13 protein-coding genes are annotated in these 15,079 nt (G+C 36.7%); 3 read left to right on the top strand and 10 right to left on the bottom strand.

The genetic code is table 11. The features are described 5' to 3' along the window. Positions 1–7: 7 nt before the first annotated feature. The 9 genes from FJR45_RS09225 to FJR45_RS09265 form a co-directional block, all read right to left on the bottom strand. Complete coding sequence (locus FJR45_RS09225) at positions 8–3,124, bottom strand: TonB-dependent receptor domain-containing protein (protein ID WP_193150268.1); 3,117 nt, start codon at positions 3,122–3,124, stop codon at positions 8–10. Beyond that, entirely contained in the window at positions 3,125–4,399 is a 1,275-nt protein-coding gene (locus FJR45_RS09230) for a tetratricopeptide repeat protein (protein WP_193150269.1), read from the bottom strand. Between the two features lie 9 nt (positions 4,400–4,408). Further along, positions 4,409–5,044 carry an energy transducer TonB gene (locus tag FJR45_RS09235; RefSeq protein WP_193150270.1) on the bottom strand — a complete coding sequence of 212 codons (636 nt, stop codon included), beginning with the start codon at positions 5,042–5,044 and terminating at the stop codon, positions 4,409–4,411. Between the two features lie 7 nt (positions 5,045–5,051). Then, the gene (locus FJR45_RS09240) at positions 5,052–5,456 is read right to left on the bottom strand and encodes an ExbD/TolR family protein (RefSeq protein ID WP_193150271.1); all 405 of its coding nucleotides are present in this window, start codon (positions 5,454–5,456) and stop codon (positions 5,052–5,054) included. Continuing rightward, positions 5,453–6,067, bottom strand: a complete 615-nt coding sequence (locus FJR45_RS09245) for a MotA/TolQ/ExbB proton channel family protein (RefSeq protein ID WP_193150272.1) — start codon at positions 6,065–6,067, stop codon at positions 5,453–5,455. The genes FJR45_RS09240 and FJR45_RS09245 overlap by 4 nt, the downstream gene beginning before the upstream one ends. Then, positions 6,067–7,377: a MotA/TolQ/ExbB proton channel family protein gene (locus FJR45_RS09250; RefSeq protein ID WP_193150273.1), complete on the bottom strand. Its 1,311-nt coding sequence runs from the start codon at positions 7,375–7,377 to the stop codon at positions 6,067–6,069. The genes FJR45_RS09245 and FJR45_RS09250 overlap by 1 nt, the downstream gene beginning before the upstream one ends. Next, positions 7,378–8,154 (bottom strand): DUF3450 family protein, encoded by a 777-nt coding sequence (locus FJR45_RS09255; RefSeq protein WP_193150274.1) that lies wholly within the window; start codon positions 8,152–8,154, stop codon positions 7,378–7,380. Positions 8,155–8,287: 133 nt separating this feature from the next. Then, complete coding sequence (locus FJR45_RS09260; RefSeq protein WP_193150275.1) at positions 8,288–10,438, bottom strand: beta-helix domain-containing protein; 2,151 nt, start codon at positions 10,436–10,438, stop codon at positions 8,288–8,290. Positions 10,439–10,607: 169 nt separating this feature from the next. Beyond that, on the bottom strand, positions 10,608–10,964 hold the full coding sequence (locus tag FJR45_RS09265; RefSeq protein ID WP_193150276.1) for a c-type cytochrome: 357 nt from the start codon (positions 10,962–10,964) through the stop codon (positions 10,608–10,610). 45 nt (positions 10,965–11,009) lie between these two features. On the opposite strand from FJR45_RS09265, the gene FJR45_RS09270 reads away from it, so the two are divergent. The 3 genes from FJR45_RS09270 to FJR45_RS09280 are packed head-to-tail and all read left to right on the top strand — an operon-like array spanning position 11,010 to position 14,621. Continuing rightward, on the top strand, positions 11,010–11,921 hold the full coding sequence (locus FJR45_RS09270; RefSeq protein WP_193150277.1) for a VWA domain-containing protein: 912 nt from the start codon (positions 11,010–11,012) through the stop codon (positions 11,919–11,921). Beyond that, positions 11,918–13,489, top strand: a complete 1,572-nt coding sequence (locus tag FJR45_RS09275) for a vWA domain-containing protein (protein ID WP_193150278.1) — start codon at positions 11,918–11,920, stop codon at positions 13,487–13,489. The genes FJR45_RS09270 and FJR45_RS09275 overlap by 4 nt, the downstream gene beginning before the upstream one ends. Next, the gene (locus tag FJR45_RS09280) at positions 13,470–14,621 is read left to right on the top strand and encodes a BatD family protein (protein WP_193150279.1); all 1,152 of its coding nucleotides are present in this window, start codon (positions 13,470–13,472) and stop codon (positions 14,619–14,621) included. Before FJR45_RS09275 ends, FJR45_RS09280 begins: the two co-directional genes overlap by 20 nt. On the opposite strand, the gene FJR45_RS09285 is transcribed toward FJR45_RS09280, so the two are convergent. Continuing rightward, entirely contained in the window at positions 14,614–15,072 is a 459-nt protein-coding gene (locus FJR45_RS09285) for a hypothetical protein (RefSeq protein ID WP_193150280.1), read from the bottom strand. The genes FJR45_RS09280 and FJR45_RS09285 overlap by 8 nt on opposite strands. Positions 15,073–15,079: the final 7 nt, after the last annotated feature.

Below are 15,079 nucleotides of genomic sequence, written 5' to 3' on the forward strand. Positions count from 1 at the left end.
ATGATGTTTAATACTTATAGCTGAAGGAAAAGCTATAAAACCGGCCGGTACGGAATTTTTTGGTAACATTGGATCGGCTTCCCTGATACCAAATTGTCTCTTCGTCAAGAAGGTTCTTTAATCTTAGTCTCAGGGCAATATGGTTCTTAAATTTTTCTATCCAAACAAAATCAACAATTTGCGGAGGTACCTCATAATGGTCAGGATAACGCTCACCTGCATCAATCATACCGACTTTACGGATACGTTCACCCATTTTATTGTACGAAAGTGTTACACTTCTATCTTTCTTTTCATAACCAACGGTTACATTCACAACAGTAGGCGAGAGCCCTTGCAACTCTCTTTTATTTGTTGTATACAGTTCTTGCTGCTGAGGCGTAAGATTGACTTCTGATTTCGTATAGGAAAAATTTCCAGAAAAATACCATCGTTTAAAAGAGTTGGCAATAAAATCAAAATTTTTTCTCCCATCAAGTTCAATCCCATAAAGTGTTGCATAGTCTGCATTGGCATAACTGTATCTTGGCAAAGAAGAGGTGGGTAACAAAACATCCTCAATAGGTTTATCTAAATATTTGTAGAATGTACCAAAAGTTATATTCTCTGTTGATGAAAAATAGTGAGAAAATCTCAGATCATAGTTTGTTATGTCTGTATTTTTCAAATCCGGATTCCCCTTTACTGTTGCTATGTCATAGGGATGAAAATACTCGGTATCTGTAAATTCTCTTAAATCCGGAACAATATACGTTTGTGAATAGGCAAAGTTTATCTGATTCTTTTTATCAAAAATATACTTGAATGTCATACTTGGTAAAACAGAATTGAAAGACAAGTTTTCAGGCACTTTTTCTATTGGTATAAACAGGTTGTTAAAATTTGTATACTGATAAACAGTTTGTTGAAAGTCTGTACTTCTGGCACCTATCAGGAGCTCTGTCTTCTTTGTAGGTTTTAAGAACAGGTTTGCATACGTACTCGTCTCATCAACCTCAGCATCATACCAGTACGCTGGTTGAAAAGAGATATCAAGAGAAAAATCATCAAGATATTTATTATAGATTGTATCTATATCCTCAGTTAGTCTTCCTGCATTGCTTGACTGATTCACACGATATTTGTTATAACGGGATTCTCTTGTTTTTGCACTGTTGCTCCAACCGATTTCGAGATAATCATCCTTGCTCAGAAGTTCAAATTCTGTTCTGTTTTTAAGATAAAATGCCATCAGGTCATCATTTGTTGTAAGATTTAAAAAAACATTTGGTGCATATCTGTCCAGGTAAGGATCTCCAATCTGTACACCATCCAATCCTATATTTCTAAAATAGGTATATCGGTAGTTTGAAGGCTGGTCAAGAAGGGCCTGCGTTATTTCAGCACCAAAAGAAAATTTATTTTTTAAATCAACAACACTGTAAAGCATATCTCCTGAAAATTGACTGGCAAGCAGTGTTCTTTCTTCCCAGTTTAAATCATAAGTAATTCTCCAGTCGTCATTTGATCCTGCAACACCATCTGTAATTTTCGTTACCTTTTCAGATATTTTGCTGTAAAGCTGTGTGAACTTTAAATTTAAAACATTGGCATAACTATAATGAACATTTAAAATTGCAGAGTTTTTATACTGATCAACCGTTTTGTATACATCTCCTTCTTGATTTGGTGTTTCATAGAGTGTATCAGTTGCCTGGTTATAATTATAATTGTAATACTTCTCCTCTCTATACGTATGATCCTGACCATAAGAGTAGTTTGCAAAAACTGCAATATGCCCTCTGTTAGCAATATCTTGATTATACGCTCCTTCTATTGACACTTTTCCGCCAGGAGCTAATGTCTGTGGAGTAATATTAAAACTTCTCTGTGTAATCTGTTGCATATACTCAGCATTATTTGCCGGATCAAAAGAGGGAACACGCTCACCTACAACAATTTTTGAATCTTTTAAAATATCAGAAGGTATAGCTCTGTACCCGTTATCATACCCAAGCCAATCAGTAGAGCTGCCTTCATAGTTTGCTACCTTTTTTCCGGTATAAGAGTTCATTTTCAGTTCTGTTGTAATTCTAAAATAGTTCTCTTTTGCCTGTTCTTTTGTTCGGATATTCACATATCCTCCGCCAAAGCTTGCCGGTATATCTGCCGTTGCACTCTTTTGCACCTGCATAGACCCAATAACCGCTGCCGGAAATATATCCAAAGGAACCGTTCTTCTTTGCGGGTCCGGAGACGGCAGTGGCATAGAGTTCATTTCAACATTTGAGTATCTTCCTCCCAAACCACGGACATAAACATCACTTCCGTCAACTATCGTCACACCGGTAATTCGCTTTAATGCTCCGGCTGCATCACTGTCTCCTTGTCTGGCAATCTGCTCATTGCCCACAATATTTGTAATAGCATTGGCATTTTTTTCTTCATTCATGGTTGCAGCAATACTTCCCTTTACCTGAGGCGCCAAAACAATAAATTCTTCAAGTTCCATACTTGCAGGTGTCAATTTTACAGTGACTTTATGTGTTTTGTCTTTTTTTACTCTGATGTTATTCAGGGTTTGCGCACTGTATTCTGAATGGACTATTGAAATACTTAGATTTGTATCCGCCGGTATAGTAATACTGAAACTGCCGTTTTCATCAGTTCTTGCATCTATATCAGTACCTTTGACAAAGATTCTTGCATTTGCCACACCTTTGCCGTCTTCCTCACTGAGAACGCTTCCTTGCAAGATTGCAAAATTTTTGGCAACTATACTGTTTGTATCACCTACCGGTGTATCAATTTCCACATAGGGTACAGCACTGTTTTCTTTAAAAGTCGCAATAAGCTGTGTATCTCGGGAATCTTTAATAGTAACAGTTTTTTTTGTATATCCGAGATTATGGTCTTGATTATCTTTGGCAAAAATCTCTATCTGATGTTTTCCTGTTTCCAAAACAATCTCTACACTTCCATCTTCATCAGTATAATATTTATATTTTCCATCGACTAAAATCTCATTGTTTTCCAGTGGCATCCCGTTTAAAAAGGAAAATACGGAAGCCGAACCCGTATCTTCTGCATAAAGACTGCCTATGCTACACAGAGTTATCAGTAATATCTTAAATAACTGTTTCATTTATAAACACTCCAGACTGTTGTTTGTACATTTTTCTATATTTTTTCTAATGATTGTTGCTTTATTAAAAAGCTCGCTGTTTGAAATATGCTTCAGCTCTTTTTCGGCATTTTTGTAATCACCTGCCATATAATACGAATAGGCAAGAGCATACCGAAGATTATCATCATCAAGCATTTTATAACGAAGCAGCGCTTTTTTCAGTCCTATAATCTTTCTAAACTCTTGCGCATCAAGGTAAAGTGCTATTTTTTGTTTCAATTTTTCCACCTTGTCTATATTGTGCGTATTAAGATAGAGTGCATGTGTAGTTTGTCCCACACGTCTATTCATCTCCACAGCATCCTTGAGATACTTTTTGTCAAAATAAGAACTCTCTTCAAAGAGATTTGCTGTCGTAAATTTCATATCTTTTTTAAGATATAAATGCCCCAGCAAAAAACTTAATTTTGCATTTTTTGGAAATTTCAGTTTCGCATCTTCGAGTATTTCAACAGCACTGTCAATCTGGTTTGCCTCAAGAAGCATCTGTGCAAGTGCTATATACTCTTTTGGACTACTGTTGACTTGCTGCATATACTCTTTTGCTGTTTTTATGGCGGATTGATACAATCCAAAATCAGCAAGATAGTAAAATTTTTGTTTCAGCAATACAGTACTGCTTTTTGGAAAGAGTTTCATACCTGTACTCAATGCTTTAATGGCACTGTCATACGCTTTGGTTTTGTAATAACATTCCGCTCTCAAAGTAAAAAGCTCAGCACGGTTTTTTCCTTTTTCACCTGCATTGTCAAGACTTTTGACTGTGTTTTTGTAATCTTTAATCTTGTGATACTCTGAAGCCAGATACATGTAAAGCTGTTCTAACTTTTCCTGTCGTTTCTTTTTAGGATTAAATTCCGGTTGTCTGCTTTTTTCCTTTTCATGACTTCCTATAGAAAAAAGATACTTCTCCTGTATTTCAACTTTCGGAGCTTTAAACTCTTTTATTTTTGTAGCTTCTATTGCCTCTCTATAAGCTTGTATTGCCTCTTTTGTTTTTCCTTCTTTAGAGTATAAAACACCCAGGACCGTATAATATTTAGCCGCATCAAAAGTTGGAGATTTTTGATTTACAATATCCAGTTCCTCATGTGCTTTTTCATATTTCCCGTCATATATCATTAATGTCGCAAGTGCAATATGATCAATAGAAACCGCATCATCCTTTTTGGCAATAACATGACTGCTTAAAAGCAGTGTTAGCAACAAACTCTGTAATATTTTTGTAAACATTTGCATTCCCTACTGAAATCTAATTTTTTGTTTAGCCCACATTTTCACAGGCTTACCTTTATATCTAGCAGGGCTAAATCTCCATGAGTAAACAGCATCAAGCGCTGCTTGGTCAAATATTCCGGTTGGCTGAGATTCTAAAACTTTGGCAATCTCGACATTTCCGTCTTTTCCAATAAGAATATTAATAACCACATACCCTTTGATACCATTTTTTGCAGCATCTTCAGGATACTCCAATGGTGGTCTTGATACAATGCTTGGTTTTACATCCACCGTATTTTCATTCATAATTGTATCTTGCACAATATCTTCAAGCAGTTTATTCGCATCACCTGCGATATTGTCAGTTTGAAACTCCGGAATATCCATAGCAATACCTGCCAATGATGAGTCTAAATTTGGCAACGGTGCTTTTGGCTGCGCCTTTTTTGGCCTTGGTTTTTGTTTAGGTTTTGGTTTTTCAGGTGTTACTTTGGTTTTCACACTTTTTATCTGTCGTATCTCTTTTTTAACAACAGGCTCTTTTTTTTCGATATTTTTGTTAAAGGAAACAACAAGCACAACCATCAAAATTCCGCCAAAGAGCATAATAAGAAGTGCTGATAAAGTTCTTCCTTTTGTTGAATATTTTTTTTCAGGCATTATTTGTTTATCCCATCTCTTTAGTGGTAGAAACCGCGACATCTTTAGCACCACTTTGGCGTATTTCATCTACAACATCAATAAGAACATTGACGGCAATAGTGTCATCGCTTACAACCAATACCGATTTTTCTGTTGATGCGCGTAAAAGGTCTCTGAGTTTGCTCTGTATCGCCCATAATTTTACCGGTTGGTTATCTATATAAATTTCACTGTTATTATCTATATATACCCGTATAACCTTTGTTGACGCAAGCGATGCTGATGCTGCTGAAGGACGGTTTAAATCTAATTTCATATCTTTTACAAACGTCGTCGTCACCATAAAAAATATAAGAAGAATAAAAACCATATCTATTAGTGGCGAAACATCAACAGTATCTACGTTTTGGCTTTTTTGTCTAAATCTCATTTTTCATCCTTTGTACTGAGTATGTCCACAATTTGTTCAAATTCAAGTATGAACTGCTCTTCTTTTTTATCTAAAATTTTTCCTATAATCAAACCCGGTACGGCGACAACAAGACCAAGCTCTGTTGTAAACAAAGCTTTTGAAATACCGCCGGCAATAGAGTCTCCCTGTGAAAACATAGAGCTTGACTGCAGTGCGTCAAAAGTTTCAATCATTCCTGCAACAGTTCCCAAAAGTCCTACAAGAGGAGCCAGAATGACTATTGTTTTTACCAAAATTGAGTATTTTCCTATTAGTATTATGTATGGAAAAATCGCATCATAAATAAATGCCCGTGGCTTTTTACCAATACTTTGCGCTGTTTTATATGCTTGTATCGAATCAGCAACAACATAGTCTAAAAGACCGGAATATTTTTTTTCGCTGCCTCTTTTTTCATGTTTTTCTATAAGACGTCTTACATTGCCACGCGTCCCTCTTTTAAGAGTAAGATAGCGATAACCGATGCCGTACCACAAAAGCAGATTCAGTGCGAAAAGTACCCACATGATGATTCCACCAGAGTTCATAATATTTATGAACTGATTCCAGTAGACTAATATCTCGTTCATCATTTTTCTTTATGAACCTCATATTCATTCACGATATGCAGGGCAGCCTGTTCCATAGAATCTTTGATATTCTGTGCCCAACCACTGAGTAAATTTCCTAAAAGCAGTAACGGAATGGCTACTATCAAACCTAACATTGTTGTAACAAGTGCCTCTGAAATACCCCCTGAGAGTAATTTTGGATCTCCCGTACCAAATTCTGTAATGATGTCAAAGGTAGCTATCATACCGGTCACTGTTCCAAGCAGTCCCAGAAGCGGTGCCACAGCAGCCAAAACCAGTACAAAGTTACCAAATCTGTCAATATGGCTTGATTCGTTTAAAATATTTTCTGTCACAATGTCTTCTATGTGGTCTCTGTCTTTGTCTATGTTTCGGAGTGTTGCTTTAATGACACGGGCCGTTGAACCTTTATAGCCTTTAATCGCTTCGAGTGCTTCTTGCGGCTTGTTATTTCGAAGCTTTTCTACGACTGTATTTGTAATTTCTTTTACATTGGAACCCGCACGTATCAAAAGTACGGTTCTGATGAGTATAAGCAGTAAACCTAAAGCACCCAGAATTAAGATGATATATCCAATCGTACCACCGCCCTTAATAGTATCTTCCAAGGTCTTTTCTTTCTTGTACTCTACATCTTTATCAAGATTTTCATAAATAAATATTTTAATATCTTTTCTTGGAGTGCCTTTTGCAAAAGCCAAAGCATCGGCACTGGCATCCTGGTTCCAAATTTTATACTCACCGTTGCCTGCCGGGGCCAAGGCACCCTTTGCTTTGTCAGTAACTCCATATGCTGCGATATTTCCAATTTTAATGATAGTTCCATCTGTTTTTGTACCATCTGTAAGATAGAATTTTCCATTCTCTTTTTCTAAAGAAGAGAGTTGCTTATAAAGATGTGCTCCGTCTACAAAAGCCTTTCTCGTGACTTTTAGAATATCTGCATCTTTTTTGTCGTTTACTTCTATATTATACTCGTCAAGGAGTGATTTCGCTTGAATGAGTACACTTGCAATAATCTCTTTATTTGATCTTTTATCATCAAGTTTGACAGAAAGTTTTTGCATTTGATTTTCTAGGTTTTTCTCTTCCTGAGAAAGCTTCACATATCTGTTTTGCAAGTTCTGTACTTTTTGCTTTGTTGTGGCTACCTCTTTTGTTTGAAACAATTTCTCTTGGCGCAGTCTTTTTTCAAGTTCTGTTTTTTGTGCTTTTAAAAAAGTAAACTCTTTTTCGTAAGCATCTCTTAATTCATCTGCACTCAATAGTGTTGATAACAGTAAAAACAATGTAAGTAAAATTTTCATTTAGTTGCTCCCTTGTAAAACTAAAGCATTCGGTAATTCAAAGAAACCGGTTTTTATCTGTTTTTGGAGCGCATCAAACAGTGCAACTATTTTTTCTATATCTTTAGGGTCAGTTATATGTCTGTAGATATAATTATTATCTTCTTTCACAACATAGCCAACTTCATTGCTCGGCGTAGAAAAGAACAGAGCGACAGAACCGAGTTTTGCTATTTTTGCCAAAACCTGTTTTCCTTTAAAGTCAATCTGCTGTTTAAAGAGTCCTATCTCTTTTGTAATCCTGATAGTATCGTCATAGCTTGCCCATGTAAGTGCAAGAGCCTTTTCGTTTGTTATAAGGCCCTCATTCATATCCGTTTTAATCTTGTGCAGTGCATTCACTCTTTCCTGTACCATAAAGGGAATTCCCTCTCGTATGGATTTTTCCAATAAGGCAAGTGCATCGAGAACTAAGGGTTTGAGATCTTTGTTCCCGTCAGAAGTCTTTTTGATTTTCTGTTTTATCTTTTCAAGATCATTTTCTGTCAGTTTAATCGCAGTTGCTTTTCTATTAATTTGCGCCTGCAGATCAATAATCTGCATTGACAGAGATTTCATCTCAGAGTTGTATCTCTGTTTGTTTTCTTTGATGTTGGAATAAATTCTTTCAACATCCCCTCGCAATTTAATAATTGATGTTGCAAGCTCTTCATTGGGCGTAGCAGCAGATAGTGGTACAGATAATAAAGTTGCTGATAAAGCAATTGAATAGATTATCTTCTTATGATAAAAGATCATGTTTTCTCCGTCGTTATAATTAATTTAAGCGAAGAATATCAGAAGTAGGTTTTAGAAAGATTACAGGAAGATTACATAATGGTTACAATGAAAAACAACCAGACATTTAAATGCCTGGTTGTTCTCATAAAGACTAGTTTAATTTGTTACCCGCACCGTTTTCAAAAACAGCTTGAAGATCAGTAGCAGAATCTCCATTGAATTTTAATGGATTGGAACCGATCAAAGAGACATTCTCAAACGATGTATTTGCTATATCTGCAGTACCTACCGAATAAATTGCAGCATATGTGGAATTAATATCATACATAACCGTACCATTTTTAAAGTGTCCGCCGATACCGTCTTTTTTGAAATAGATTGCACCCTCTTTTGCAGTATTAGCAGCCGAAGAAGCTACATAAATATCAAAGTTATCAAATGTTGCTACAGTATTCCCTGACATTTCAATACCGGAGTTTCCTGTAGTCTGGTGAATTGTAAGGTTTGTTACCGTTCCGCTGTATCCGTCATCAATATCGAAGTGATCATCACTACACTCAGAAACATCTACATTTGTAAGGTTGACTGTACCGCCCCAGATCTCTATACAGTCGTCATCAGATTTGTTTACTGTGATATTTTCAACAACAGTGCCTGAACCAACACCAACCATAGACAAACCGTTCACCTCTTTATCTACTTCCATAGTAATACCGGAGTTAAGAATTTTTACATTTCTTAAAACACCTGAATTATCAGCCAAATCTGTAGAATCCGCAGTAAAAGCAGGATTTACTTCATATGGCTGTACTTGAGAATTTCCGGCTTTACCGATAAGTGTTAAACCACCCCATTGACCCCACTCGTCAGCACCACCGTCATAAGCAGTCTCACTCATAAATACAATAGGCTTGTCAAAAGTACCATCAGCAATAATTTTTGCACCTTTATCAATAATCATGTATGATGTAGCTGCACCTGTTCCTGATTTACCAATGATTACAGTTCCCGGCTCGATTGTAAGTGTCGCTCCGTTTGTTACCGTTACAAGACCGTTGAGTCTCCATACTTTGTCTGCTGTTAAAGTCATATCTGCTGTAATGTCTCCTGAAAGATCCGTTTTTGCGACTGTTGCATTCAGTTTATTCGTAGTATCACTTGTAAAAACAGTCTGAAGGTCAGTTGCAGAATTTCCGGCAGGGTCTCCATTGAATTTTAATGGGTTGGAACCGATCAAAGAGACATTAGTAAAAGATGTATTTGCTATATCTGCAGTCCCTACCGAATAAATTGCAGCATATGTGGAATTAATATCATACATAACCGTACCATTTTTAAAGTGTCCGCCGATACCGTCTTTTTTGAAATAGATTGCACCCTCTTTTGCAGTATTAGCAGCCGAAGAAGCTACATAAATATCAAAGTTATCAAATGTTGCTACAGTATTCCCTGACATTTCAATACCGGAGTTTCCTGTAGTCTGGTGAATTGTAAGGTTTGTTACCGTTCCGCTGTATCCGTCATCAATATCGAAGTGATCATCACTACACTCAGAAACATCTACATTTGTAAGGTTGACTGTACCGCCCCAGATCTCTATACAGTCGTCATCAGATTTGTTTACTGTGATATTTTCAACAACAGTGCCTGAACCAACACCAACCATAGACAAACCGTTCACCTCTTTATCTACTTCCATAGTAATACCGGAGTTAAGAATTTTTACATTTCTTAAAACACCTGAATTATCAGCCAAATCTGTAGAATCCGCAGTAAAAGCAGGATTTACTTCATATGGCTGTACTTGAGAATTTCCGGCTTTACCGATAAGTGTTAAACCACCCCATTGACCCCACTCGTCAGCACCACCGTCATAAGCAGTCTCACTCATAAATACAATAGGCTTGTCAAAAGTACCATCAGCAATAATTTTTGCACCTTTATCAATAATCATGTATGATGTAGCTGCACCTGTTCCTGACTTACCAATGATTACAGTTCCCGGCTCGATTGTCAATGTCGCTCCGTTTGTTACCGTTACAAGACCGTTGAGTCTCCATACTTTGTCTGCTGTTAAAGTCATATCTGCTGTAATGTCTCCTGAAAGATCCATCTTTGTTACTGTTGCAGTGTTCGGTGTTGTTGTATTCGCATCCGGTATTGTTGTGTCTGGAGCTGGTGTTGTTGTGTCTGGAGTTGGCGTTGTTGTATCTGTGGTACCGCCACCACCGCCACCACAACCACTAAAACCGATTGCTGTTGCTGTTACTAAACTAAGTGTTATCAATTTGAACTTGTTCATTGAAGAATCTCCGTAATTAAATTTATGAAATGATATACCTTCATGATTTCAGCAACATAACAATTTAGTAACGATTTGGTTACAGACTCTATTTATGCCGCATTAATGTAATAAAATTAAATGAAAATTCTTTTTGAGTAAGGTTGGAGTCAGAAGTGTCGGGACAGGTTTATGAACCAAACCCGCCCAGTATATCGTCCTGTACATCTTCAACAGGGACTTCTTTGTGATTGGAAAGAAAAAAGGACAAATCGTCAATATCCTGATCACTCAGTTTTTTCGCAAACTGAGCCATCATTTGCTGTGAAACACTGCTGGCCTTTCCTTCGCGAAAATCAATTAGTTTCTTTTTCAGGTAGCTGCTTTTTTTGTTTGCAAGTCTCGGATAGGTACTGCTTCCTTCGGCAGAGGGTCCATGACAACTTGAACAGGCATTGGCAAAGAAAAGCATTTCACCACGATTGTAAGCATCTGAATCTGCATATATTTTCGTTAGCAGGATAACAAATAAAAAAATAAACCTCATTCTCATCTCCTCTTTGCTATAATTGTATCAAAAAGTAGTGATAAATTGAATAATTTTACCTTTGAATATCCTTATGTTTTCATCCTTTTACTTTTGGTAATCTGCATATACAAATGTCCGCTTACGCTCAAAAAAATTATTTTCCCGCACATACATCTCTTTTCAAAAAAAACCTCTTTCATCAACAAGGAAAAACTGCTCTATTCTCTGATTCTCTCTTCTATGATTTTTGCACTTGCCTCACCGATTATATATGACCAAAAAAGTTCTTCAAAGCGAAAAGGAAGAGATTTGGTTTTTGCTCTTGATACCAGCGGTTCCATGGCACAAAGCGGTTTTGATCCGGACAATTCGCAAAAAAGAAAATTTGATGCACTCAAAGAGCTCTTAGCGTCATTTATATCCAAACGTTACAATGACAATGTCGGTGTAGCAATATTTGGAAGCTATGCCTACCCTGCCATTCCTTTGAGCTATGACATGAAGAGTGTTGCATTTTTACTGGATTTTTTTGATGTGGGCATTGCAGGAGAAAGCACCGCTATTGGAGAAGGACTGGCGACAGCTCTTAAAATACTCAAAAAAGGCAAAGCAAAAGAAAAAGTGATTATTCTAGTGACAGACGGCTATCAGAACAGTGGTGCTGTTTCTGTAAAAGAAGCAGTACAAAGAGCAAAAAAACAACATGTGAAAATTTATACCATAGGGATAGGAGACACCTCTTCTTTTGATGCCAATCTTCTCAAACTCATAGCAAAAAATACAAGTGCAAAAATGTTTGCGGCTAAAGATGTCAAGATGCTGCAAGAGGTTTATCAGGAAATTGACAAACTCGAACCAAGTGCCATTCGGTCAAAACATTATCTTCATAAACAAAACCTCTTTATCTATCCGCTTACTTTGGCATTGCTCCTGCTGCTGTATCTCATTGCAAAACAGAAAAAGGAAGTTTTATGACACTTTTGTATCCCTGGGTTCTTTCTTTTGTGATTCCACTCTATTTTTACTATAAGAATGATATAAAAGAAACACAGCAAAAGACAAAACGGCAAAAGAACCTGCTCTACCTTTCTCTGTTATTTATGCTCTTCGCACTCAGCCGACCGGTCATTATAAACAAACCGATCGAGCAAAAATTTGATGCACAGGATTATATAATAGCCCTTGATGCATCTTTTTCAATGCAGGCGGATGATCTGAAGCCAACACGTTATGAAGTGGCAAAAAAAAATATTGCCTCTTTGCTTAGACAACTGAATCAGGATCGGTTCAGTATTTTTGCCTTCACCTCCAATGCCATGCTCATATCACCGCCGACAACAGACAGTACCATCAGTATGATGGCCCTCAATTCTTTGGAGCCAAAATATATATTAACCAAAGGAACCTCCCTGCTCTCTTTGTTTCAAAGTATTGCCAAGACCTCCTATAAACAAAAAAATCTCATTATTTTCACTGACGGGGGCGAGGACAAAGATCTTGCCAGCCTCGTTGATATATGTAAAAAAAACACCATCATTCCCTATATCGTTGCAACAGGTTCAACAAAAGGGACCACACTGAAAAAGAACAACAAAGCTATTTTGGACAATAACGAGAACCTGGTCATCTCAAAGACAAACCCTCTTTTAAAACCATTGGCACAGGAGTGCGGGGGAAAATATTATACATTAAACAGTACAGATACAGATATTACACAAGCAATCATAAATGATCTTCAAAAACAGGACACTGCCGTACAATCAAAAACAAAAGTACTCAGCTATCAAGAACTTTTTGTTTTTCCTCTTTCTATGGCAATATTGAGTTTTTTTCTTTCTGTGACAAAACTACACCAACTTTTTGTTTTTCTGCCTCTGCTCTTCATACCTTATCCGGTTCATGCTGCATCACTGTTTGATTTTTATCATTACAAGAAAGCAAAAGAGGCATATCAACAAAAGAACTATACAGCAGCTGCACAGGAGTTTCTCAAACTCTCTCCCTCCGTAGAGAGCTACTACAACAGTGCGGTCGCGTATTGCAAAGCAAAAAACTACAAAAAAGCTGTTGCCCTTTTTTCACAGATTCACTCTCCTAATCCAAAGCTCAAACAAAACATTTTTTACAATCTCGGAAACTGTGCAGTTGCCTTAAAAAAATACAGCAGAGCTAAGCAATATTATCAAAAATCATTGGCGCTTGGATTCGACAAAGATACTTTTGACAATCTTATGCTTTTATACAAACTAGGCCTGCAGGATGAAAAAAAACTCGCACAGATGCTTCCAAAAAACAGCAAACAGCAAAAAGAGCAGCCAAAACAGAAACAGACACAGAAAAAAAATACAAATCAAAGCAGTGCATCAAATTCTCAGCAAAAAGCTTCTCAAAAAAGCAGTGGCAGTGGAAAAAACAGCAAAAAGAAAAGGGAGAACCAAAATCTTCTCCATGTAAAGAAGAAAAACAAATCAAAATACAAGCTGGGATACAGAGCTTATGAACTAATAAACAAAGGATATACAAATGAAAAACACCCTTGGTAAGATATTTTTGCTTTTTATACTTTTTGCCGTCTCACTTTTTGGTGCAGGCCAGTTGGCAACCTACAAACTTACAACCAATAAAAAAAGTGTCCATATCAAAGAACCTCTCCTCATTACCTTTGAGGCGGAGCAAAAAAACCACACTGATCATATGTTCTTTTCCTTTAATGTGCAAAAAAGCCCTGACTATGAAGTAAAACTTTTACAAAAAAGTATACAGGACAAAGGCTACCACAACACGAAGACAACCTTTAAGTTTGTTCTTTTTCCCCTCAAGGCAAAAACACTTCATATAAATTTTGATTTTATTATTCGTACCGCCAGTGACAAAGCTGTCAAGCAAAGTTACGTGGATGATCATGATGACAGTATAGCCATCAGCACCTATGATACAAAAATAGCACTCAAACCTTTAACACTCAAGGTGGAAAAATTTAAAAAACATGTTGACCTGGTAGGAGACTTTAAAATCAGCTCTGCAATTGACACCAATGAAATTGAGCAGTACGGGATTGTCAATCTGCATTATATACTCTCCGGTACCGGTTACAAAGAAACAGCGTTGAATATCCTCAAAACACAGATTGAAAATGTAAGCATATTTTCAAAAAGAAAAGACAAACTTTCCAGGCTTACGGAAAATGGGTATATTATCAATACAGAGTATATATATGCCCTCAGCGCAGCAGATGATTTTACAATCCCCTCTTTTGCGTTAGAAGTTTATTCCCCTCGCAAAAACAGCTATTACACCCTCCACACAAAAGCATATAAAGTCAAAGTAAAAAAAATCGATCCTGCACTCTTGTTAGACAAAACAAATGCACCAAAAAAAGAAACCTGGATAAATTTTACGCAGATTAAAACTTTTTTCATATACATACTGCTCTTTTTAAGCGGATTTCTTACTGCAAAGTTCACTCAAAAAAACTTTTTTTCAAAAAAACAAAAGGAAGAATTTGAAGATATTAAAGAAGCTAAAACAGCCAAAGAACTGCTGTTGCTTTTAATTATGCAGTATCCGGGCAAGGGAATGGATGAATATATTGCGAATCTTGAAGAAAATATTCATCAGAAGCATCCCCTTAATCTCAGCAAAATAAAAAAAGAGATACTCAAAAAACTTAGGTAAAAAACTCGATATAGACTTTATCAAGATATTTTTTTGCTTTTTCTGCCTTTTGAATTTTTGGTTCAAAAATCTCTTTCATTGCCGGGTAATTTTGCACATACTCATTGTATAAAGTACATTTCATATCCATATGCTTTTTAAACTGATCCACAACAGCAAGCATATCTTCGGGTGTAGCAATCCACTGCATAAAATTTTTAAACATTCTCTCACGAACATCTATTGCAAAAGATTCTCCCAGTTCAGCAGCTATGCGTTTTAAATCCCATCTTGAAAAATAGATACCGCTTTTTGCCGGAGGCATAATCTCTGCATAAATGGCCTTTAAATAGTCTGGATAGTCTTCATATTCATCTTCTGCGCAACTTCCGTCATCACAGGCAGCCTGCATTGCCTGTTTTTGCATCATTTCAAATTCGTTTCTTAATTCATTTAAATCTTTTATATCCATTATTATC

The organism is Sulfurimonas sediminis (genome assembly GCF_014905115.1).
Taxonomy (GTDB): Bacteria; Campylobacterota; Campylobacteria; order Campylobacterales; family Sulfurimonadaceae; genus Sulfurimonas; species Sulfurimonas sediminis.